Raw genomic sequence first — 21,281 nt, 5'->3', positions numbered from 1 at the left:
CCGCACACCGGGTGCCGGAAAGGGCCCCTCGAACATCCGCGCGTGAGCGCATAGCATCCGGCCATGTCGTCGACGACCAATGGCCAGTGGTATCCGCCGGAGTGGCCGGACCTCATCCGGGCGCTCGTGAACGGCGAGCTGACCCCCGCCGAGCCCCGGCGGGCCGCGACCGTCCTGCTGCTGCGGGACGGCGACGGCGGGCCCGCCGTGCACATGCTGCGCAGACGCGCCTCCATGGCCTTCGCCGGAGGCGCGTACGCCTATCCGGGTGGCTCCGTGGACCCGCGCGACGAAGCGCCGGTGGCCTGGGCCGGGCCCTCGCGCGCCGAATGGGCCGCGCGGCTCGGCACCGACGAGGCCACCGCGCAGTCCGTCGTCTGCGCCGCCGTACGCGAGACGTTCGAGGAGTCCGGGGTGCTGCTCGCGGGCCCCTCCGCGACGACCGTCGTCGCGGACACCACCGGCGACGACTGGGAGGCCGGCCGCGCCGCCCTCGTCGCCCACGACCTCTCCTTCGCCGACTTCCTCGGCCGCCACGGGCTGGTGCTCCGCTCCGACCTGCTGGGCGCCTGGGCCCGCTGGGTCACCCCCGAGTTCGAACCGCGCCGCTACGACACGTGGTTCTTCGTCGCCGCGCTCCCCGAGGGCCAGCGCACCCGTAACGCCTCCACGGAGGCGGACCGCACCGTGTGGACCCGCCCGGCCGACGCCATCGCCGGATACGAACGCGGCGACCTGCTGATGATGCCGCCGACCCTCGCCACGCTGCGCGCCCTGGAGCCGTACGGGTCCGCCGCCGCGGCTCTGGAGGCGTCCGCGCGGTGCGATCTGACACCGGTACTGGCCCGCGCGCGGCTGCGCGGCGGCGAGATCGAGCTGACCTGGCCGGGCCACGAGGAGTTCACCAAGCACATCGCACCGGACGGGGCGGGCCCCGACGGCGCCACGGACGGAGACCCGGTATGACGAACGCGGCAGCCCTCCCGGGACAGCCCCGGGGCGCGGTGGTCTCCGGACCGGCCACCGACCGCGCCCGGTGCGTCCTGGCGCCCAACCCGTCGGCGATGACGCTCGACGGCACCAACACCTGGATCGTCGCCGAGCCCGGCTCCTCGTCGGCCGTCGTCATCGACCCCGGGCCGCTCGACGAGGGCCACCTGCAAGCCGTCATCGACGCCACCGAGCGGACCGGCAAACGGGTCGCGCTGACCCTGCTCACCCATGGGCACCACGATCACGCCGAGGGCGCCGCCCGCTTCGCCGAGCTGACCGGCACGGCCGTCCGCGCCCTGGACCCGGCGCTGCGCCTGGGGGACGAAGGGTTGGGCGCCGGTGACGTGATCACCACCGGCGGTCTGGAGCTGCGCGTCGTGCCCACCCCCGGGCACACCGCCGACTCGCTCTCGTTCCATCTGCCCGCCGACGCCGCCGTCCTGACCGGCGACACCGTCCTGGGGCGCGGCACCACGATGGTCGCCCACCCCGACGGGCGGCTCGGCGACTACCTGGACTCGCTGCGCCGCCTGCGCTCGCTGACCGTCGACGACGGGGTGACGACGGTGCTCCCCGGGCACGGTCCGGTCCTGGACGACGCCCAGGGCGCCGTGGAGTTCTACCTGGCGCACCGCGCCAACCGCCTCGCCCAGGTGGAGACCGCGGTCGAGGACGGCCACCGCACGGCGTCCGAGGTCGTCGCCGCGGTCTACGCCGACGTCGACCGTTCCCTGTGGCCCGCCGCCGAACTGTCCGTACGGGCGCAGCTGGAGTACCTGGGGGAGCACGGACTGATCTGAGGCGTCCGGCTGATCTGAGGTGCCCGGGGCGCTCCGCTCAGGGGCGGGGCGCCTTCGGACCGTGGACGGCCAGGTACTCGTCGGCCAGCCAGGGCGCGAGACCGGTCAGCAGGTCGTCGAGCAGTGCGGGGTGCTCCGCCGGGGCGCGGGCGGCTCGGGCGGCGGCGCGCATCTGCTCTGCGCGCGCCGGGTAGTAGCGGCCGAACGCCTCGGCCATCCCGTCCAGATCACTGGTCCAGCCGCCCCACCGCGGCATCACGAGCGTGAAGCCGGTGCGTACCAGATGCCGGCTCATCCCCCGGGTCAGCCGCCGCCGCTCCGCCTCCGTACGCGCCGCCGCGGCGCGCTCGCGCATCCCCGGCAGCAGCCGGAAGAGGTCACCGTTGGTCTCCCGGGCCAGCAGTGAGGTCGGGCGGTAGCGGGGCAGCCGGGCGGCCAGATCGGGCCCGGCGAGCGGGGTGCACAGGCAGGCCACGAACCAGCCCAGGTCGTACCGCTCCCGCGCGCTGAGCAGCCGCTCCACCCCGTCGATCAGCACGCCCGCGCCGTCGATCTGCGGAAAGGCCGCGTCGAGTTCCGTGCCCAGGGCGTCGGCGGTGGTGCGGTCCTCGGGGGTGGGCGCCTCGTGGAGCGCGAGCAGCAGGTCGAGGTCGGAGAGCCCGGGGACGGCGGTGCCGCGCGGGATGCTGCCGTAGAGGTACGCGCTGTGCAGCCGGGCGCCGAAGCGCGCCCCGCTCCACTCGCGGGCGGCCGCCGCCACGGGGGCGAACTCCTCGGTGATCCGCGCGAGCGCGCCCTCCCGGAGGAAGCAGCCGTCCTGGTCGAGTCCCGGCCCGGTGGAGTCGCTCATGGCGCCAGCATGACGGCGCGTCCGGGCGCGGGCCATCGGATTTCGTGTCCCGGAGGCGCGGGGTGGACGCGTACATGCCCAAGGAGACGCCGTACGCGGCCGCTCATGCGGTTTTCAGGCCCCGGACGGCCCCGGGCGCGGAGTGGCGGCTCCGCGGCGCCGTACGGGCCGGGAGCGGGGCGCCGCCGCGGGGGCGGCGCCCGGGGTCAGCGGGAGCGCTTCGCCAGCCGCTCGACGTCGAGGAGGATCACGGCGCGGGCCTCCAGGCGCAGCCAGCCGCGGCCCGCGAAGTCGGCGAGGGCCTTGTTGACCGTCTCGCGGGAGGCGCCCACCAACTGGGCCAGCTCCTCCTGCGTCAGGTCGTGGACGACGTGGATGCCCTCCTCGGACTGCACGCCGAAGCGGCGCGACAGATCCAGCAGGGCGCGGGCCACGCGGCCGGGAACGTCCGAGAAGACCAGGTCGGACATCTGGTCGTTGGTCTTGCGCAGGCGCCGGGCGACGGCGCGCAGCAGGGCGGTGGCCACCTCGGGCCGGGCGTTCAGCCACGGCTGGAGGTCGCCGTGGCCCAGACCGAGGAGCTTGACCTCGGTGAGGGCGGAGGCGGTGGCGGTCCGCGGGCCCGGGTCGAAGAGCGACAGCTCACCGATCAGCTCGCCGGGGCCGAGGACGGCGAGCATGTTCTCGCGGCCGTCCGGGGAGGTGCGGTGCAGCTTCACCTTGCCCTCGGTGACCACGTACAGGCGGTCGCCGGGGTCCCCTTCGTGGAACAGGGCGTCGCCGCGAGCGAGCGTGACCTCTCCCATCGAGGCGCGCAGCTCCGCCGCCTGCTCATCGTCGAGCGCCGCGAAGAGCGGTGCGCGCCGCAGAACGTCGTCCACGAGATCTCTCCTTGTCGACATGCTCCGGGGGACTGTGGTCCCCATCATGCCGGAATGCAAAACAGTGCGATCAATCACAAGTTTGCCGGACCGCCGGCCCGAGCCCTACGCCAGGGGGCCGATCGGGGTGGTGAAAACCGGTGATCGAGTCGGATGTCGGTGGGTGGCCGTAGTCTGGCCGAGTGTCCAACACGCCGGTGAGAGCACGGGACGAGGGGGCTGAGCGAGTGACCGCCGAACGCGATTCCGCTCTGGGCGAACGCCCGTCCGTGAATGCCCCGGAAGCGAAGGTAAGCACCAAATCGCCGCTCCCGCCGCCGCACGCGCGCGGGGCGGCGCGGACGCCCCGCGCCCCCGGTGCGCCACACCCCGCGAGGCGGCCGGCGGCGGACCCGGTACGGAAGTCGGCACGGCGCAAGTCGGTACGGAAGAGGGCCGCGTGAAACACACCCCAGCGAAGACGACGGAACAGACCACACCCCCGGCCGGGCGGAACGGCGCGGAGGCGGCCACGTCGCGAGCGGCGGTCAAGAAGGCGGCCGCGAAACAGGCCACGGCCAAGAAGGCCACGGCCAAGAAGGCCGCCGGGGCGGCGGTGAAGAAGACCACGGCGAAGAAGGCGGCAGCCAAGAGGACGACCGCGACCGCTGCCGAGAAGACCGTCACGAAAAAGACGACCGCCAAGAAGACGACCGCGAAGAAGACCGCCACCGGGAAGACCACCGCGAAGGCTCCCGCCCGGAAGCCCGAGTCGCACGTCGCGCTGGTGCGGCGGGCCCGGCGGATCAACCGCGAGCTGGCCGAGCTGTATCCGTACGCCCATCCGGAGCTGGACTTCACCAACCCCTTCGAGCTTCTGGTCGCGACGGTGCTCTCCGCGCAGACCACCGACCTGCGGGTCAACCAGACCACCCCGGCTCTCTTCGCCGCCTGCCCCACCCCGGAGGACATGGCGGCGATGGACCCGGAGCGGTTGGAGGAGCTGATCCGGCCGACGGGCTTCTTCCGGGCCAAGGCACGGTCGCTGCTCGGCCTGTCGGCGGCGCTGCGCGACCGCTTCGGCGGTGAGGTGCCCGGCCGTCTGGAGGACCTGGTCACGCTCCCCGGCGTCGGCCGCAAGACCGCCAACGTCGTGCTCGGCAACGCCTTCGGCGTCCCCGGCATCACCGTCGACACCCACTTCGGCCGCCTGTCGCGCCGCTTCGGCTGGACCACGCAGGAGGACCCGGAGAAGGTCGAGGCGGACGTCGCCGCGCTCTTCCCCAAGAGCGAGTGGACGATGCTCTCGCACCGCGTCGTCTTCCACGGCCGCCGCGTCTGCCACTCCCGCAAGCCCGCCTGCGGCGCCTGCGGCATCGCCCCGCTCTGCCCGTCGTACGGCGAGGGCGAGACCGACCCGGAGAAGGCGAAGAAGCTGCTCAAGTACGAGCTGGGCGGGCAGCCGGGGCAGCGGCTCAACCCGCCCGCCGGTTACCCCGGCAGGCCAGCGCCCCCGCTGGGGGCCCCGGCCGCCTCATGACACCGGCCCCGGCCGCCTCGGCGGTACGGGCCGCACCGGCGGCCCCCGGGACGGGCCGCGAGGCCGCGCCCCGGGCGCCGCACACCGAACCAGGGCCTTGAGGGGGCGCGTATGACGAGTGCACGGGAGCAGTACGGCGAGCGGACCGGCGACGGGCGGGCCGCGGCGCAGCGGTCCGCCGGGGGAGCGGCGCCGCAGGACGGACCGGCGGCGCACGGGGGCGGGACGGCCGCGCCCGGAACCGCGGCCACCGCCGCGGCCGGAACCGCGGCCACCGCCGCGCCCGGGAGCGCCGGGCGCCTCCCGCAGGCCCGGGTGAGCACCGAGGGGCTGCCCGAGTGGCTGGATCCGGTCGTCCGCGCGGCCGAGACCGTCGAACCGCACCAGCTCAGCAGCTTCCTGCCGCCGGAGAGCGGCGGCCGGCAGTCCGCGGTGCTGGTCCTCTTCGGGCAGGGACCCCGCGGCCCGGAGCTGCTGCTGATGGAGCGGGCCGGGACGCTGCGCTCGCACGCCGGGCAGCCCTCGTTCCCCGGGGGCGCGCTCGACCCGGAGGACGGCGACCCGGAAGGCAGCGGTCCGGTGCGGGCCGCGCTGCGGGAGGCCCAGGAGGAGACCGGGCTCGACCCGGCGGGCGTGCAGGTCTTCGGAGTGCTGCCGCGGCTCTACATCCCCGTCAGCGGCTTCGTGGTGACGCCGGTGCTCGGCTGGTGGCGCGAGCCCAGTCCGGTCGGCGCGGTCGACGCGGCGGAGACGGCCCGGGTGTTCACCGTCCCCGTGGCGGATCTCACGGACCCCGCCCACCGGGTGACGGCCCGCCATCCGCGCGGCCACACCGGCCCGGCGTTCCTCGTCGAGTCGGCCCTGGTCTGGGGTTTCACCGCCGGAGTCATCGACCGTCTGCTGCACTACGCGGGCTGGGAGATCCCGTGGGACCGCACGAAGCAGGTCCCGCTCGACCGGAGCGCGTGAGACGGTGTCCGGCGTGAACGTCCTGGACATCCTGTTGCTGGTCGCCGCCGTGTGGTTCGCGATCGTCGGCTATCGGCAAGGCTTCGTCGTCGGCATCCTGTCCGTGCTCGGCTTCCTCGGCGGTGGCCTGATCGCGGTCTACGTCCTGCCCGTGATCTGGAACGAGGTCACCGACGACGCCACCCCCGGCACCTTCGCGGCCATCGCCGCCGTCGCCATCGTCATCATCTGTGCCTCCGTCGGGCAGGCGCTCACCACCCATCTGGGCAACAAGCTGCGCCGCCACATCACGTGGTCACCGGCGCGGGCGCTGGACGCCACCGGCGGCGCGCTCGTCAACGTCGTGGCGATGCTGCTGGTGGCCTGGCTGATCGGCTCCGCGCTGGCCGGTACGTCGCTGCCGACGCTCGGCAAGGAGGTCCGCAACTCCAAGGTGCTGCTGGGCGTCTCGCGGGTGATGCCGCAGCAGGCGACGACGTGGTTCACGGACTTCTCCTCGGTCCTCGCGCAGAACGGCTTCCCGCAGGTCTTCACACCGTTCTCCAACGAACCGATCACCTCCGTCCCGGCGCCCGACCCGCAGCTGGCGCACAGCCCGGTCTCGGGCCGGGCCAAGCGCAGCATCGTCAAGGTCGTCGGGACGGCACCCAGTTGCGGCAAGGTCCTGGAGGGCAGCGGTTTCGTCTTCGCGCCGCACCGCGTGATGACCAACGCCCACGTCGTCGGCGGCGTCTCCGAACCGACCGTGCAGATCGGCGGCGAGGGCGCGACCTACGACGCCAAGGTCGTCCTCTACGACTGGGAGCGGGACATCGCGGTGCTCGACGTCCCCGCGCTGCGGGCGCCCGCGCTGCGGTTCGCCGACTCCGGCGCGGCGAGCGGCAACAGCGCCATCGTCGCCGGCTTCCCCGAGAACGGCGGCTACGACGTCCGCGCCGCCCGCATCCGCGGCCGTATCCAGGCCAACGGCCCGGACATCTACCACCGGGGCACGGTCGCCCGCGACGTGTACTCGCTCTACGCGACGGTGCGGCAGGGCAACTCCGGCGGCCCGCTGCTCACCCCGAGGGGCGAGGTGTACGGCGTGGTGTTCGCCAAGTCCCTCGACGACGCGCAGACCGGCTACGCGCTGACCGCCCGCGAGATCCACGAGGATGTCGTCAAGGGGCGGACCGCCCGGCGTCCGGTGGACACCGAGGGCTGCGCGATCTGAGCGACCGGAGCTGCGCGACCGGGCGGCGGGTATCGGCGGGAGAAGCCCCGCGCGGTGCCCGCCGTCGCCGTGTCAGCCGCGGGGATGGCGCAACCGCGCGCTCATCCACCGCGCTCTGCGGCGCAGGATGCGGGGGATGCCCATCGGGTGCGCGGAATCCGGGTGCGGGGGACCCGCGGGCCCGCCGGCCCGGAGGTCGGTGGTGCCCCTGTCCCGCGTACCCACGGCAGCGGCACTGCTGCGGCGGTTGCGTGCCACGTCACGGTAGTCGTGCGTCCAGCCCATACCCTCGACTCTGCCCGTGGTCCGAGGTCCGTAACCGCCGCGTGGCCCGCCAATCGGCCTATGCGCCAGGCAATTGGCCGCCTGTCACCGCCGCGTTCCCCGCCGGTTCGCCGGGCTGATTCCGTGGGCCCGGCAGGCCCCGTCAGCGGTCCGGCTCGGGGTCCCGGAGCCAGTTGACCAGCTCCGTGGAGAACGCCACCGGGTCCTCCTCGTGGGGGAAGTGGCCGAGCCCGTCGAAGAGCCGCCAGCGGTAGGGGGCCTCGACGTACGCGCCGGAGCCCGCGGCGGTGCGGGTGCGCATCACCGGGTCGAGCGAGCCGTGCAGATGCAGCGTCGGGACGCGTACCGGCAGCTTCATCCGGCGGTTGAACTGCAGGCCGTCGGGGCGGCCCAGGGAGCGGACCATCCAGCGGTACGGCTCGATGGAGCAGTGGGCCGTCGAGGGGATGCCCATGGCCCGCCGGTAGACGGTGACGGCGTCCTCGTCCAGGGGCTGCGGGCCGGACCAGTCGTGAAGCATCTCGCCGACCCGGGCGGCGTCGTCGGCGACCAGCGCCCGCTCGGGCAGCCACGGTCGCTGGAAGCCCCAGATGTGGGCGCTGCGGCGGGTCTGCCGGGCGTCGGCGAGCATCGCGCGGCGCCACAGCCGCGGGTGCGGCATCGAGGCGACGGCGAGGCGGCGCACCAGCTTCGGCCGCATCACCGCCGCCGTCCACGCGAGGTAGCCGCCCAGGTCGTGGCCGACGAGCGCGGCGTCCGGCTCACCGAGGGAGCGGATGACGCCGGTGACGTCGAGGGCGAGGTTGGCCGGGTCGTAGCCGCGCGGGGTGCGGTCGCTGCCGCCGACGCCGCGCAGGTCCATCGCGACGGCGCGGTAGCCCGCCTCGGCGAGCACCGGCAGCTGGTGACGCCAGGTCCACCAGAACTGCGGGAAGCCGTGCAACAGCAGCACCAGCGGGCCGTCGCCCATCTCCGCGATGTGGAACCGGGCGCCGTTCGCCGCGACGTCCCGGTGCGTCCAGGGTCCGTCGGGGCGTACGACCGGTGCGGTGCTGTCGGGGACCGTCATGCCGAGGTGCGTGTCACGGACTCCAGGACCGGGTGGTCCGCGGGCTCCGGGCGCGGGTGCGGCTTGGCCTTCTGGAGGACGGCCGCGGTCTGCTTGGCGGAGGCGATGGACTTCTCCGGCTTCTTGATCTTCTTGATCTTGGCGAGCGCGATCAGCGCCAGCAGCAGCGCGATGACGATGAAGGCGCCGCCGACGATCAGGAACGACCAGGCAAGTCCCAGGCCGAGGTTGTGGATGCCGTACGCCGCGGCGAAGCTCAGCACCGGCAGGGCGAAGAGCACCAGTACCCCGGCGACGATGAAGGCGGCGCCGCCGATGCCCGCCCGCTTCGCGTCCAGTCGCAGCTCGGCCTTGGCCAGTGCGATCTCGTCGTGCACGAGTGCGGACAACTCGGCGGTGGCCGTCGCCACCAACTGGCCGAGGCTGCGGTCTGCGCCGTCGTCGGCTGAACTCATCGCCGTCTCCCTTATGTCTGCTGCGTAGGCAAAGCCTCTCAGATCATGCCGGACCATCGTCCCCGGCGTCGGCGCCGGTAGCCACTTCGGCAAGCCGCCGGTGTTCCGCCGCCTGCGCCTCCAGCATCGCGGCCATCCGCAAGTGGTACGCCGGGTCGCCCTTCTCGTAGATGTCGGGTATGCCGTCCCGGTCCTCGTCGCGCTCCTCCTCGTCGCACAGGGCGCGGTACTTGTTGTTGCGGAGTTTGAGCAGGACGGTGGCGCAGCCGGCGGCGATCAGCGAGCCGAGCAGGACGGACGCCTTGATCTCCTCGGTGAGCGCCGGGTCGTCGCCGAAGGCGAGTTCGCCGATGAGCAGGGAGACGGTGAAGCCGATGCCGGCGAGGGTGGCGACGGCGAAGAGGTCGGGCCACTTGAGGTCGGGGTTGAGCCGGGCGCGGGTGAAGCGGGCGGTCAGCCACGTACCGCCGAAGATGCCGAGCGTCTTGCCGACGACGAGACCGAGGACCACACCGAGGGTCTCGGGGCGGGTGAAGACCTCGCGCAGGGCGCCGCCGGAGATGGACACCCCGGCGGAGAAGAGTGCGAAGAGCGGTACGGCCAGGCCCGCGGAGAGCGGGCGGACCAGGTGCTCGATGTGCTCGCCGGGGGAGTGGGTCTCGCCCTCGCGGGGGGTGCAGCGCAGCATCAGGCCCATCGCGACGCCCGCGATGGTGGCGTGCACCCCGCTGTTCTCCATCAGCGCCCAGATGACCACGCCCAGCGGCACGTAGACGTACCAGCCGCGGACGCCCTTGCGCAGCAGCAGGTGGAAGACGCCGAGGCCGACGACGGCCAGGCCGAGCGCCAGGAAGTTGATCTGCGAGGTGAAGAAGACCGCGATGATCAGGATGGCGAAGAGGTCGTCGACGACGGCCAGGGTGAGCAGGAAGGCGCGCAGCGCGGACGGCAGGGACGTGCCGATGACGGCGAGGACGGCCAGCGCGAAGGCGATGTCGGTGGCGGTGGGGACCGCCCAGCCGCCCAGGGAGCCGCCCCCGACGAGGTTGACGGCGACATCGACGAGCGCGGGCATCGCCATACCGCAGAGCGCGGCGATCACCGGGAGCGCCGCCGCCTTGGGGTCGCGCAGTTCGCCGGCGACGAGTTCGCGCTTCAGCTCGATGCCGGCGACGAAGAAGAAGAGGGCCAGCAGGCCGTTGGCGGCCCAGTGCTCGATGGAGAGGTCGAGGCCGAGGGAGGCGGGGCCGAGGTGGAAGCCGCGGACCGCCTCGTAACTGCCGCCGAAGGCGTTGGCCCAGATCAGGGCGGCCACGGCGGCGACGAGGAGGAGGATTCCGCCGACCGTTTCGGTGCGGAGCGCGTCGGCGATGAAGTTCCGCTCGGGCAGTGGCAGACGGCCGAGGAAGAGGGAACGGCGGTTCTGGGGGGCGCTCACGGGGCTGACCTCCGGCGGTTTCGGCAGCTGAGTACGGCTGTTGCAGTTGCCGACCAGACTTCCCGGCGCACCCTGAGATCTTGGCGTTTCCTTGACGCCGCTCCCACTGTACCGGGCGGGTGCCCTCACCTGCGGGGCCTTCCTCACTTTACGGACATAACGCCGGATGGGCCTGGGGGCGGCGGGAGGGGGTTCGCCGTGGGGTGGGGCGGGCGGCACGAGCTCGGCCGGTCGGGGTGGTCGTCCCGCGGTGCTTGTCATCGGACGCCGCGACGGCGGCGAGGTGCCCCCCGGGTCCGGACCGCGGGGGCGGCGCCGTGTCGATCTCACTCCGGTGTGAGGGCGCGTGGGCTCGGCCGTCCTGACCTGCGCCGTCGTAGCGGCTCCCGGCCTCTCGGGCGGACGGGGGAACGCCGGACCGGAGAACGCCGTGGGGGCACCGGCCGTCCTGCCGGTGCCCCCACGGGCCGTGCCGCGTCGGGCGCGGTGATGCCGCGCCCGAGGTCAGTCCTCGCTCGCCGCCGCAGGCAGCTTCGCCTGGATGAGATCCATGACGGAGGAGTCGGTGAGCGTGCTGACGTCACCGAGGTCGCGGTTCTCGGCGACGTCCCGCAGCAGCCGGCGCATGATCTTGCCGGAGCGGGTCTTGGGCAGTTCGGCGACCGGCATGATCCGCTTCGGCTTGGCGATCGGGCCGAGGTGCTGCGCCACATGCGCCCGCAACTCCTCGACCAGCGACGCGTCCTCCGCGTCCGCCGACCCGCGCAGGATCACGAAGGCGCAGATCGCCTGGGTGGTCTGCGGATCCGTGGCGCCGACCACCGCCGCTTCGGCGACCTTCGGGTGGGAGACCAGCGCCGACTCCACCTCGGTGGTGGAGATGTTGTGGCCGGAGACGAGCATGACGTCGTCGACCCGGCCCAGCAGCCAGATGTCGCCGTCCTCGTCCTTCTTGGCGCCGTCGCCCGCGAAGTACCTGCCCTCGAAGCGCGACCAGTACGTGTCGAGGTAGCGCTGGTCGTTCCCCCAGATGGTGCGGAGCATCGACGGCCACGGCTCGGTCAGTACGAGGTAGCCGCCGGCGCCGTCGGGCACCTCGTTGCCGTCGTCGTCCACGACGGTCGCGGAGATACCGGGCAGCGGGCCCTGCGCCGAACCGGGCTTGGCCGCGGTGACGCCCGGCAGCGGGCTGAGCATCATCGCGCCCGTCTCCGTCTGCCACCAGGTGTCGACGACGGGGGCGGAGTCGCCGCCGATGTGCTTGCGGTACCACATCCATGCCTCGGGATTGATCGGCTCGCCGACCGACCCCAGGACCCGCAGCGACGACAGGTCGAACTTCGCCGGGATGTCGTCGCCCCACTTCATGCAGGCGCGGATCGCGGTGGGCGCGGTGTAGAGGAGCGTGACGCCGTACTTCTGGACGATTTCCCACCAGCGGCCCTGGTGCGGGGTGTCCGGCGTGCCCTCGTACAGCACCTCCGTCGCGCCGTTGGCGAGCGGCCCGTAGGTGATGTACGAGTGGCCCGTCACCCAGCCGACGTCGGCGGTGCACCAGTAGACGTCGGTCTCCGGCTTGAGGTCGAAGACGGCGTGGTGGGTGTAGGCCACCTGGGTGAGGTAGCCGCCGGTGGTGTGCAGGATGCCCTTGGGCTTACCGGTGGTGCCGGAGGTGTAGAGGATGAACAGCGGGTGCTCGGCGTCGAACGCCTCGGGCGTGTGCGTCTCGCTCTGCCGGCCGACGGTCTCGTCCCACCACAGGTCGCGGCCCTCGGTCCAGGCGGTGTCCTGGCCGGTGCGGCGCACGACGAGGACGTTGCGGACGTTCTCCGTGCCGGGCTTGGTCAGCGCCTCGTCGACGGCGGGCTTGAGGGCGGACGGCTTGCCGCGGCGGTAGCCGCCGTCGGCGGTGATCACCACGCGGGCGTCCGCGTCCTGGATACGGGTGGCCAGCGCGTCCGCCGAGAAGCCGCCGAAGACGACGGAGTGCGGGGCGCCCAGCCGGGCGCAGGCCAGCATGGCGATGATCGTCTCCGGGATCATCGGCATGTACAGCGCGACCCGGTCGCCGGCCTCGACGCCCAGCTCCGTCAGGGCGTTGGCCGCCTTGGAGACCTCGCGCTGCAACTCGGCGTAGGTGATCGAGCGGCTGTCGCCGGGCTCGCCCTCGAAGTGCAGCGCGACGCGGTCGCCCAGGCCGTTCTCGACGTGGCGGTCCACGCAGTTGTACGCGACGTTGAGCTTGCCGTCGGCGAACCACTTCGCGAAGGGCGCGTTGGACCAGTCGAGCGTCTGGGTGGGCGGCGTCTGCCAGCTCAGCCGCTTGGCCTGCTCCGCCCAGAAGTCCAGCCGGTCCGACGCCGCCTGCTCGTACGCCGCTGCCGTGACGTTGGCGTGCGCGGCCAGGTCGGCGGGCGGCGTGAACCGCCGTTCCTCCTTGAGGAGGTTGGCCAGACTGCTCTCGTTGCTCACGACATCTCCCATTCCCAGGGCGTCCGGTGTGTCCCGGGTCATAGCTCATCAGCCCGCGGTACGCCCTGACAAGGGCTGTCGGGGAAAATTGGTGTAGACCTGTAGAGTTTGCAGGTCAGGCCGGTATCGGTGCGGCTTCGGCGCGTACGGCCGAGAAGCGCCCGCCGACGTCGTCCAGGACGTACGCCTGGGCCTCGCCGACGTGGAAGTACATGCCGTGGAGGGCGAGTGAGCCCTCCGCCACCCGGCGGGCCACACAGGGGTACGCCCGCAAGTGGTCGAGCTGCTGACGGATGTTGACCAGCGCGAGCCGTTCCTGGGCGTCGGCCACCGGGCGGCCGGTCAGGGCGGTGTCGTCGGCGGCGTGGCCCGGGGCGCCCGCCATCCGCGCCAGACTCGGCGCACCGTGCCGCAGCCAGCGCTCCAGCGCGGTCGGATCGAGTGGCTCTCCGGGGGCGGCGCCGGGCGTGAGGGCGATACCGGCCGACAGCGGGGCGGCGAGGAGGAAGAGGGCGGCGAAGGTGAGCCCTTGCCGCAGGGCGGTGCGCGGAACGGTGCGGGGCGGGTCGTGCGGGTGGTGGGTGGTGTGTGGCTGCGGTGTCTTCTGCTCGGTCTGCGACATGTCCGGCTCCTCGGGGCGGCGCGCTCGGACGGGCCGCGGTGGCTGCGGAGGTACGAGCCGGCCGGTGGAACATGGCGCGAGACGAGACTCGGTCACTCTCCGTGTTCGGTAATGGGAGCGTAATCTCGCGCAAAGAGCATGAGAAGCATTTTCGAGCAAGTGACCTATGTATTCGCCCTGAAGGGTGAATGCGTGCGCCCCTGCTCTGCTTTTCGTCGCCCATTCCGGTGAATTCTGGCCCCTGAAGGGTTTCATCCGGTAAAGCCGCATGCGTACGGCCGGAGTCCCAAAGAGGCGCGGCCGGAAAGAGGAGTGGGCGTGGCCGGCGGCGAGCGGTCGCCGCCGGCGGGCGGATCAGACCGGCTGCGGAGCCGCCGCCCCCTCGGTGAGGACGAACGCCGGATCGACCTGTGCGGCGAGGTCCGCGCCGGTCTTCGCGTTGCCCCAGCTCTCCGCGTTCTTCAGGTGGAAGTGCACCATCTGGCGGGTGTAGCGCTGCCAGTCGCGACGCGCGTACGACGCGTCGGCGGCGCCGTGCAGGGTCTCCAGGGCGCGGCGGTTGGCCTCCTCCAGCTCGGCGAACGGGGCGGGGTGACCCTTCTCCATGGCCCGCACCCAGTCCGAGTGGCCGACCGTCACCAGCAGGTCGTCGCCCACCTCCGCGCGCAGGAACGCGAGGTCGTCGGGGCCCTGCACCTTGTTGCCCACCACCTTCAGGCTGACATCGAAGTCCCGCGCGTACTCCTTGTACTGGCGGTAGACGGCGATGCCCTTACGGGTCGGCTCGGCGACCAGGAACGTCATGTCGAAGCGGGTGAACATCCCGGAGGCGAAGGAGTCCGATCCGGCGGTCATGTCGACGACGACGTACTCCTGGCGGCCGTCCACGAGGTGGTTCAGGCACAGCTCGACCGCGCCGACCTTGGAGTGGTAGCAGGCGACGCCCAGGTCGGACTCGGTGAACGGGCCCGTGGCCATCAGCCGCACCGAGGCGTCGTCGAGCGGCACCGTGCGGGCGCAGGCGTCGTAGACGGGGTTGTCGCCGCCGACGCGCAGGAGCTGGGAGCCGTCTCCCGGGGGCGTCGTCTTGATCATCGTCTCGGCGGAGGCGATGCGCGGGTTGCTGCCGCGCAGGTACTCCTTGATCAGCGGAAGTTGGGCGCCCATCGCGGGGAGCGCGGCGGCGGCCGCCTCGTCCAGGCCCAGGGCGGCCCCTAGGTGCTGGTTGATGTCGGCGTCCACCGCGATCACGGGGACGTGGGCAGCCGCGAGGTGGCGGATGAACAGGGAGGACAGGGTGGTCTTGCCGCTGCCGCCCTTTCCTACGAAAGCGATCTTCATGTTCACCAACAGTAATCTGCTTATCGCGCTCAGTGAGAACCCCGCGTGAAGAAGACCACTCCTTCGGGGGTGCGGCCACCGGGTGCGTAGGGTCGTACCCATGGCTGCAGACACCCGGGGCACGGCCCCGCATCCCCCGCGGGCGGACGGCGATCCGCTGGCGGCTCTGGCATCGCTCCCGGGCGTCGACGACGCGGTGGACTCCGTGCGCAAGGGCGTGGACCGGCTCTACGGGCACCGGATCATGCGCCGCCGCAGTGTGGAGGTCATCTCCGAGGCGGCGCTGCGCGGAGCGCGCGGTTCCGCCGCGCTCGCGGGAGCCGACTGGGCGCTGGAGGAGGTCCGGCGGCGCACCGACTTCAGCGCGGAAGGCGAACCGGCGACGGTCGGTGCGGCGCTCCGGCTGACCGCCGAGGCGGGCCAACTGCTCAGTGTGTGGCGGCAGTCGCCGCTGCGGGTGCTGGCACGGCTGCACCTGGTGGCGGCCGGTGGCAGCGGCGCGGACGATACGGTCGGACGCCCGCGGCTGGCGGCGGAGCCGGTCGACGAGCCATTGATCGAACTGCCGCTGCCCGACGCGGACGAGGTGGCGGGACGGCTGGACGGGCTGGCGCGGCTGCTGCTCGCCGGCAGTGAGGCGCCCGCCCTGGTGACCGCCGCCGTGGTCCACGGTGAACTGCTGGCGCTGCGCCCCTTCGGCTCGCACAACGGCCTGGTGGCGCGCGCCGCGGAGCGGATCGTGCTGATCGGCAGCGGCCTCGACCCGAAGTCCATCTGCCCGGCCGAGGTCGGTCACGCGGAGCAGGGCCGGGCCGCATACATGGCCGCGCTGGAGGGGTACGTCTCCGGGACGCCCGACGGGGTGGCCGCCTGGATCGCGCACTGCGGCCGCGCCGTGGAACTGGGCGTGAGGGAATCGACGGCGGTCTGCGAGGCGCTGCAGCGCGGCGCCGCTTGAGTACCCGTAGGCCCAGGGCTTCTCGGCGCTCTGGCCGACCCCGGGCAGGAGTTGCGGCGGTACGTGGTGCTGATACGTACCGCCGCTGGCACGTCCGCCGCGTGACCATGCGTGCACTCTCGATGCCCATCAGGCCGGAGACTTCGTCCGTCGCCTGGTGCGGCTGGCCCGTAATCGACGGGTCGGCGTCGCGTGGGTGCGCGGCATTCATGCATCGGTCCGTGGGCCTTACTGCGTTACAGGTGATCCTCTCGGACGTCCTTGGTCTCGCGGGCCGTGATTCCTTTGTACCCCAGGCCCCCGACAAGCGGAACCCTTGGCCGCATTTCTTTACTTTTGCCTTCAATAACGGGCGATAAGGGCGAAGTGGCTGGTGGTCTGTTGGGTATACGGTGCCCCGTCGCCGGGGATTCCATCGGCCCGGCGCCGCTTTTCCGGGAGATCTCAGGGTTCCGGGCGAAGGCGCGTCAGGAATATCTCCGGGACGGATCGGGGCGCGCCGGAGTTTCCCGTCCGCGCGCCCCGTCACTTCAGGCCGCGTAGCCCCGGCGGCGCCGCGCCGCGTACACCAGGCTCGCGCCTACGGCCGCCGCGCCCACCGCGGCGACGAGGGTGAGCACCGGCCGCGAGGGCAGCGCCGGCAGCGGCCGGGTGAGCGGCACCGGGCGGCTGAACGACAGCACCGGCCACTCCCGGGCGGCCGCTTCCCGGCGCAGTGCCCGGTCGGGATTGACGGCGAAGGGCCGGCCGACGGCCTCCAGCATGGGGATGTCCGTCGCCGAATCGCTGTACGCGAAGGACCGCGCGAGGTCGTACCCCTCGGTCGCGGCCAGTTCCCGTACGGCTTCCGCCTTGGTGGGCCCGTAGGCGTAGTAGTCGATCTCTCCGGTGAACCGGCCGTCGTCGCCGACGGCCATACGGGTCGCCACCACGTGGTCGGCGCCCAGGAGTTCACCGATCGGCTCGACGACCTCCGCGCCCGAGGTGGACACGATCACCACATCGCGGCCGGCCGCATGGTGCTCCTCGATCAGGGAGACGGCCTCGTCGTAGATGATCGGGTCGATCAGGTCGTGCAGCGTCTCGGCGACGATCTCGCGGACCTGGGCGACGTCCCAGCCGCGGCACAGCGACGAGAGATAGGCGCGCAGCCGTTCCATCTGATCGTGGTCCGCGCCGCCCGCGAGGAAGAGGAACTGTGCATATGCGGTACGCAGTGCGGCCCGGCGATTGATCAGGCCACCACGGTAGAAGGACTTGCTGAACGTCAGCGTGCTCGACTTTGCAATGACGGTCTTGTCGAGATCGAAGAAGGCAGCGGTACGGGGCTTCGAGTGGCGCACGGAGGGGTTTTCCACAGGCCGAGCATAGGCTCCCTCCATTCGGGGGTAAGGTCCGCGCGTGGGTTTGCTTGAGAAGGCTCTCGGGTACACCATGGAAGTCACGGATCGTTCGCGACCGTGCTAACCCGGTCCGACTCCACCCCCCCCGAGTCGGCCGAGGAAGACGACCCCCGCTCTCCCCCCCGGCGGGGGTCGTCGCATGTCCGGACGCATTTTGTCGGGTCAGGCCCGAGCGCCGCACTTCGGTCCGCTCTCCCTTCGCGCCGTTGAACCGCCGTGGCTGGCGGCCCGCACTCTTCACTCTTCGTATCCGTCAGGCTGCTCTGCGGATCCTTCTCAATCCGCCGGGATGTGGATGAGCGGTCCCCGGAATAGGTGATAGGAATATTCACAACTCGGAGTTGTCCACAGGTTTTGACCAAGATCCACGCGGATTTCCCGATCGCCGCACGCTAAAAGTCCGCGACAGCGCGGAAGAGCGGTACGCGAGGCGACAAGGGGGATGGAACATGCGTGGATCCATGGTGGCCGGTGAGGCGGGCGTAACGGACGAGGAGCGTCCGGGGCCGCTGCTCGTCACCGAGGACGAGCAGCTTCTCGACGACCTTCTGCGGCTGTGCGCCGCGGCAGGGGTGACACCGCAGGTGCGCCCCGACCTTCCGGCGCGCGCGGCTTGGTGGCCGCAGGCGCCGCTGGTGATTGTCGGGGAGGACTGCGCGATGCGGCTGCGCGGGGCGGGGCGCCGCGACGGCATCGTCCTCGTCGCACAGGACGCGGACCGGGCCGAGGTCTGGCGACTGGCCGTGGCCGTGGGGGCGGAGCGGGTGATCACCCTGCCCGAGGGGGAGCGGTGGCTCGCCGACCGGATCGCCGACGCGGCCGAAGGCACCGGACCGGCCGCGCTGACCATCGGGGTGCTCGGCGGTCGCGGTGGCGCCGGCGCGTCCACCCTGGCCTGCGCCCTGGCGGTGACGGCGGCACGCAAGGGCCTGCGCACGATGTTGGTGGACGCGGATCCGCTGGGCGGTGGCCTCGATGTCCTCCTCGGGTGCGAGCGCGAGGAAGGGCTGCGCTGGCCGGCGTTCCACGAGTCACGCGGCCGGGTGGGGGCCGGGACGCTGGCCGATTCGCTGCCCAGGGCGCACTCCTTACGGGTGCTCAGCTGGGATCGCGGCGCCGAGGTGACGATCCCGCCCGAGGCGATGCGGGCGGTGCTGGCGGCGGCCCGTCGGCGCGGCGGGGTCGTGGTGGTGGACCTGCCGCGCCGGGCCGACGAGGCGGTCGCGGAGGCGCTGGACCAGGTGGATCTGGGGCTGCTGGTGGTGCCCGCCGAGCTGCGGGCCGTCGCCGCGGCCCGGCGGGTGGTGGCCGGGACGGCGGGCGTGCCGCGGGATCTGCGGGTCGTCGTCCGGGGCGTTCCCGGTGCCGCGCCGGGGCTGAGCGACGAGGAGGTCGCCGCCCTCGTGGAGCTGCCGCTGCTGGGCGAGCTGCCGTGGGATCCCGAGCCCGTGGACGGCGCGGCGCAGGGTGTCCCGCCCGGGGCGCGGGCCCGGGGGCCGCTCGCCCGGTTCTGCGCGGCGTTCTGGGAGCGGGCGCTGCCGGAGGAGGCCACCCCGGTGGCGGGCGGTGCCCCCGCCGGTCCGGTGCGGGACGGGGAGGTCCGGCGATGAGTGACGTACTGCTGGACGCGGTGCGGCGGCGGCTCGCGGAGGCGGGGGCGGAGCCCACGGCGGCGCGGGTGGCGCTGGCTCTACGGGAGGAGGGCCGGGTCCTGGGGGACGCCGAGGTGCTGGGCGTGGTCGCGGCCTTGCGCTCCGAGATGGTGGGAAGCGGCCCCCTGGAACCGCTGCTGGCGGCACCTGAGGTGACGGATGTCCTGGTCACGGGCCCGGATGAGGTGTGGGTGGACCGTGGCGGCGGATTGGAACGGGCGCCGGTCCGCTTCCGGGACGCGGCTGAGGTGCGGCGGCTCGCGCAACGGCTGGCAGCGGTGGCCGGGCGGCGGCTCGACGACGCCCGGCCCTGGGTGGACGCCCGGCTGCCGGACGGCACCCGGCTGCACGCGGTGCTGCCGCCGGTGGCGGTGGAGGGCACCTGCCTCTCGCTCCGGGTGCTGCGCCCCCGCGTCTTCGGACTGGCGGAGCTGGTGGCGGCGGGCACGGTGCCGCCGGGTGGCGACGCGCTGCTGCGGGCGCTGCTGGCGGCCCGGGTCTCCTTCCTGGTGAGCGGAGGTACCGGCAGTGGCAAGACGACGTTGCTGTGTGCGCTGCTGGGGCTGGTCGGCCCCGCGGAGCGGATCGTGCTGGCCGAGGACTCCGCGGAGCTGCGCCCGGTTCACCCCCATGTGGTGCGGCTGGAGACCCGTCCGGCCAATCAGGAAGGGGTCGGGCGGGTGACGCTGCGGGATCTCGTCCGCCAGGCGCTGCGGATGCGGCCGGACCGGCTGGTCGTCGGGGAGGTGCGTGGCGCCGAGGTCACCGACCTGCTGGCGGCCCTCAACACCGGGCACGAGGGCGGCTCGTGCACGATCCACGCCAATGCCGCCTGCGACGTCCCCGCCCGGCTGGAGGCGCTCGGCTCCACGGCAGGTCTGGACCGCGCCGCCCTGCACAGCCAGTTGGCGGCCGCGCTGTCGGTGGTGCTGCATCTCGTACGGGACGGGGGAGGGCGGCGCCGGATCGCCGAGATCCACGTTCTGGAACGGGACCGCGACGGCTTCGTGGTGACCAGACCGGCAGCGCTGTGGAGCCCGGACGGCTTCGTACGGGCGGCCGGCTGGGAGCGGCTGATGCGGCTCTGCGAGCGGGGCGGGCGCAGCGCCCGGCCGGGTGAGGCCCGGGGCGCCGATGGCCCGGAGGGGGCGCGTACGGCGGTCTGCGCGCCGGTGGCGGAGGTGGCGCGGTGAGCGGGGGCGGTACGGGTTACGTGGCGGTCGCTTCGGTGGCGGTGGGAGCGATGGTGTGGTGGGTCTGCACCGCCGGGTGGCCGGCGGTCGCCCGGCGGCGGGAGCTGCGGCGGCGGGGCCGATGGCTGGCGGCCGAGGCGCGGACCGCCGGAGGTGCGGCGGCCTCCGGACGAGTTCCGCGAGCGCGGGGCGGAGTCGGCCGGTGGGCGGGCGCCAAGGGTGCCTGGGCGGCGTGCGCCCCCTCGTGGCCCGGCGCGGGGCAGGAGATCTGGTGCCTGCCCGCCGGGCTGCTCCTCGGGATGGTCGGGGGATCGGTGTTACCGGTCCTCGTCTCCCTGGGGGCGCTGCTCGTGGTCCGTCGGATCCTGGCGGTGCGGCGGGCGGAGCGGGCGCGGGAGCGCCGTGCGGCGGCGGTCACCACGCTCTGCGCGACCGTCGCGGCCGAACTGCGCGCCGGGCAGCAGCCGCACCGCGCGCTGCTGGCCGCCGGCGCCCCGGGACTCGACGGAGCGGGCGCGGCGATCATGGCCGCCGCGCGCTACGGCGGCGACGTGCCCCGGGCCCTGCGGACCGCCGCGGCTCTTCCGGGGGCCGACGGCCTCAACGGTGTCGCCGCGTGCTGGCGGGTCGCCGTCGAAGGCGGCGCCGGGCTGGCCACCGGCCTGGAACGCATCGCCGCGGCCCTCCGGTCCGCTCAGGACCAACGGCAGGAGTTGCAAGCCCAGTTGGCGGGCCCCCGCGCCACGGCGCTGATGCTCGCGCTGCTCCCCGCCGGCGGACTGCTGATGGGTACGGCCCTCGGCGCCGACCCGCTACAGGTCCTGCTGCACACCCCGCTCGGCTGGGGCTGTCTGGTGGCCGGCGGCCTCCTGGAGTGGGCCGGTGTCGCCTGGACGGCCCGCATCGTCTCCGGAGCGCTGCCACCCGACGGGAGCGGCGGCGTATCGCGGAGCGCGGAGCCGGCCGTGCAGGGGGCCGCCGGGTATGGCCCGCGGTCGGGGCGGACGGTGATGCCGAGGCGGCGTACGGAAGGCGTCCCGGTATGAACGCCGAAGTTGTCCACAGGGTGTGGATGGCTGCCGGAATGTTCCTCGTGGTTCTCGCCGGGGAGTGGACGTGGGTCCGGATCCGCAGGGAACGCCGGAGGCAGATCGTACGTAGACGGGCG

At 73.1% G+C, this 21,281-nt stretch carries 19 protein-coding genes; 9 read left to right on the top strand and 10 right to left on the bottom strand.

Annotation, left to right across the window (positions count from 1 at the left end):
• Nucleotides 1-63: 63 nt before the first annotated feature.
• Complete coding sequence (locus tag ACZ4M8_RS17910) at nt 64-966, top strand: NUDIX hydrolase (protein ID WP_467608312.1); 903 nt, start codon at nt 64-66, stop codon at nt 964-966.
• Nucleotides 963-1,793, top strand: coding sequence for an MBL fold metallo-hydrolase (locus tag ACZ4M8_RS17905; RefSeq protein ID WP_467608311.1), 831 nt, complete (start codon nt 963-965; stop codon nt 1,791-1,793). The genes ACZ4M8_RS17910 and ACZ4M8_RS17905 overlap by 4 nt, the downstream gene beginning before the upstream one ends.
• A gap of 37 nt (nt 1,794-1,830) precedes the next feature.
• Here ACZ4M8_RS17905 and ACZ4M8_RS17900 read toward each other — a convergent pair whose 3' ends face one another.
• Both ACZ4M8_RS17900 and ACZ4M8_RS17895 read right to left on the bottom strand, forming a co-directional pair.
• Nucleotides 1,831-2,643: a nucleotidyltransferase gene (locus ACZ4M8_RS17900; protein WP_467608309.1), complete on the bottom strand. Its 813-nt coding sequence runs from the start codon at nt 2,641-2,643 to the stop codon at nt 1,831-1,833.
• Between the two features lie 206 nt (nt 2,644-2,849).
• The gene (locus ACZ4M8_RS17895; RefSeq protein WP_006604164.1) at nt 2,850-3,524 is read right to left on the bottom strand and encodes a Crp/Fnr family transcriptional regulator; all 675 of its coding nucleotides are present in this window, start codon (nt 3,522-3,524) and stop codon (nt 2,850-2,852) included.
• Nucleotides 3,525-3,963: 439 nt separating this feature from the next.
• On the opposite strand from ACZ4M8_RS17895, the gene nth reads away from it, so the two are divergent.
• The 3 genes from nth (at nt 3,964) to ACZ4M8_RS17880 (ending at nt 7,225) form a co-directional block, all read left to right on the top strand.
• Nucleotides 3,964-5,043: an endonuclease III gene (gene nth / locus ACZ4M8_RS17890; RefSeq protein WP_467608307.1), complete on the top strand. Its 1,080-nt coding sequence runs from the start codon at nt 3,964-3,966 to the stop codon at nt 5,041-5,043.
• Nucleotides 5,044-5,358: 315 nt separating this feature from the next.
• Nucleotides 5,359-6,012, top strand: coding sequence for an NUDIX hydrolase (locus tag ACZ4M8_RS17885; RefSeq protein WP_467609136.1), 654 nt, complete (start codon nt 5,359-5,361; stop codon nt 6,010-6,012).
• Nucleotides 6,013-6,025: 13 nt separating this feature from the next.
• Nucleotides 6,026-7,225 carry a MarP family serine protease gene (locus ACZ4M8_RS17880; RefSeq protein ID WP_467608305.1) on the top strand — a complete coding sequence of 400 codons (1,200 nt, stop codon included), beginning with the start codon at nt 6,026-6,028 and terminating at the stop codon, nt 7,223-7,225.
• A gap of 72 nt (nt 7,226-7,297) precedes the next feature.
• Here the strand turns inward: ACZ4M8_RS17880 and ACZ4M8_RS17875 are convergent, their stop codons facing one another.
• The 7 genes from ACZ4M8_RS17875 to ACZ4M8_RS17845 all read right to left on the bottom strand — a co-directional run bounded on the left by ACZ4M8_RS17875 (nt 7,298) and on the right by ACZ4M8_RS17845 (nt 14,907).
• Nucleotides 7,298-7,510, bottom strand: coding sequence for a hypothetical protein (locus tag ACZ4M8_RS17875; RefSeq protein ID WP_399087726.1), 213 nt, complete (start codon nt 7,508-7,510; stop codon nt 7,298-7,300).
• A gap of 142 nt (nt 7,511-7,652) precedes the next feature.
• A complete protein-coding gene (locus ACZ4M8_RS17870) occupies nt 7,653-8,579 on the bottom strand; it encodes an alpha/beta fold hydrolase (RefSeq protein WP_399087724.1) in 927 nt (308 codons plus the stop codon).
• The gene (locus ACZ4M8_RS17865; protein ID WP_467608302.1) at nt 8,576-9,034 is read right to left on the bottom strand and encodes a phage holin family protein; all 459 of its coding nucleotides are present in this window, start codon (nt 9,032-9,034) and stop codon (nt 8,576-8,578) included. The genes ACZ4M8_RS17870 and ACZ4M8_RS17865 overlap by 4 nt, the downstream gene beginning before the upstream one ends.
• A 43-nt stretch (nt 9,035-9,077) precedes the next feature.
• Nucleotides 9,078-10,472: a Na+/H+ antiporter NhaA gene (gene nhaA, locus ACZ4M8_RS17860; protein WP_467608300.1), complete on the bottom strand. Its 1,395-nt coding sequence runs from the start codon at nt 10,470-10,472 to the stop codon at nt 9,078-9,080.
• Nucleotides 10,473-10,976: 504 nt separating this feature from the next.
• Entirely contained in the window at nt 10,977-12,944 is a 1,968-nt protein-coding gene (acs, locus tag ACZ4M8_RS17855) for an acetate--CoA ligase (RefSeq protein ID WP_467608299.1), read from the bottom strand.
• A gap of 115 nt (nt 12,945-13,059) precedes the next feature.
• Nucleotides 13,060-13,566: a carbonic anhydrase gene (locus ACZ4M8_RS17850; protein WP_467608296.1), complete on the bottom strand. Its 507-nt coding sequence runs from the start codon at nt 13,564-13,566 to the stop codon at nt 13,060-13,062.
• A 354-nt stretch (nt 13,567-13,920) separates the two neighbouring features.
• Entirely contained in the window at nt 13,921-14,907 is a 987-nt protein-coding gene (locus ACZ4M8_RS17845; RefSeq protein ID WP_467608294.1) for an ATP-binding protein, read from the bottom strand.
• Nucleotides 14,908-15,007: 100 nt separating this feature from the next.
• On the opposite strand from ACZ4M8_RS17845, the gene ACZ4M8_RS17840 reads away from it, so the two are divergent.
• Nucleotides 15,008-15,865 (top strand): Fic family protein, encoded by an 858-nt coding sequence (locus tag ACZ4M8_RS17840; RefSeq protein ID WP_467608291.1) that lies wholly within the window; start codon nt 15,008-15,010, stop codon nt 15,863-15,865.
• A gap of 530 nt (nt 15,866-16,395) precedes the next feature.
• Here ACZ4M8_RS17840 and ACZ4M8_RS17835 read toward each other — a convergent pair.
• A complete protein-coding gene (locus ACZ4M8_RS17835) occupies nt 16,396-17,247 on the bottom strand; it encodes an HAD family hydrolase (protein ID WP_467608289.1) in 852 nt (283 codons plus the stop codon).
• Between the two features lie 470 nt (nt 17,248-17,717).
• Here ACZ4M8_RS17835 and ssd point away from each other — a divergent pair, with 470 nt between their 5' ends.
• From ssd to ACZ4M8_RS17820, 3 genes are read left to right on the top strand one after another with little or no spacing between them, the layout of a single operon-like run.
• Complete coding sequence (ssd, locus tag ACZ4M8_RS17830; protein WP_467608286.1) at nt 17,718-18,878, top strand: septum site-determining protein Ssd; 1,161 nt, start codon at nt 17,718-17,720, stop codon at nt 18,876-18,878.
• Nucleotides 18,875-20,113, top strand: a complete 1,239-nt coding sequence (locus tag ACZ4M8_RS17825; RefSeq protein ID WP_467608284.1) for a TadA family conjugal transfer-associated ATPase — start codon at nt 18,875-18,877, stop codon at nt 20,111-20,113. The genes ssd and ACZ4M8_RS17825 overlap by 4 nt, the downstream gene beginning before the upstream one ends.
• Before the next feature lie 50 nt (nt 20,114-20,163).
• Nucleotides 20,164-21,159, top strand: coding sequence for a type II secretion system F family protein (locus ACZ4M8_RS17820; RefSeq protein WP_467609134.1), 996 nt, complete (start codon nt 20,164-20,166; stop codon nt 21,157-21,159).
• Nucleotides 21,160-21,281: the final 122 nt, after the last annotated feature.

It is taken from the genome of Streptomyces sp. NPDC027185 (assembly GCF_055567035.1).
This window is presented reverse-complemented; position numbering and strand designations above follow the sequence as displayed.

Bases quoted from the DNA above. Each gene is read 5' to 3' on its own strand.
- ACZ4M8_RS17820 (WP_467609134.1), top strand. From the start codon at position 20,164: ATGGTGTGGTGGGTCTGCACCGCCGGGTGGCCGGCGGTCGCCCGGCGG.
- ACZ4M8_RS17840 (WP_467608291.1), top strand. From the start codon at position 15,008: ATGGCTGCAGACACCCGGGGCACGGCCCCGCATCCCCCGCGGGCGGAC.
- ACZ4M8_RS17910 (WP_467608312.1), top strand. From the start codon at position 64: ATGTCGTCGACGACCAATGGCCAGTGGTATCCGCCGGAGTGGCCGGAC.
- ACZ4M8_RS17905 (WP_467608311.1), top strand. From the start codon at position 963: ATGACGAACGCGGCAGCCCTCCCGGGACAGCCCCGGGGCGCGGTGGTC.
- ACZ4M8_RS17845 (WP_467608294.1), bottom strand. From the start codon at position 14,907: ATGAAGATCGCTTTCGTAGGAAAGGGCGGCAGCGGCAAGACCACCCTG.
- ACZ4M8_RS17825 (WP_467608284.1), top strand. From the start codon at position 18,875: ATGAGTGACGTACTGCTGGACGCGGTGCGGCGGCGGCTCGCGGAGGCG.
- ACZ4M8_RS17875 (WP_399087726.1), bottom strand. From the start codon at position 7,510: ATGGGCTGGACGCACGACTACCGTGACGTGGCACGCAACCGCCGCAGC.
- ACZ4M8_RS17835 (WP_467608289.1), bottom strand. From the start codon at position 17,247: ATGGAGGGAGCCTATGCTCGGCCTGTGGAAAACCCCTCCGTGCGCCAC.
- ACZ4M8_RS17865 (WP_467608302.1), bottom strand. From the start codon at position 9,034: ATGAGTTCAGCCGACGACGGCGCAGACCGCAGCCTCGGCCAGTTGGTG.
- ACZ4M8_RS17900 (WP_467608309.1), bottom strand. From the start codon at position 2,643: ATGAGCGACTCCACCGGGCCGGGACTCGACCAGGACGGCTGCTTCCTC.
- ACZ4M8_RS17850 (WP_467608296.1), bottom strand. From the start codon at position 13,566: ATGTCGCAGACCGAGCAGAAGACACCGCAGCCACACACCACCCACCAC.
- ssd (WP_467608286.1), top strand. From the start codon at position 17,718: ATGCGTGGATCCATGGTGGCCGGTGAGGCGGGCGTAACGGACGAGGAG.
- ACZ4M8_RS17870 (WP_399087724.1), bottom strand. From the start codon at position 8,579: ATGACGGTCCCCGACAGCACCGCACCGGTCGTACGCCCCGACGGACCC.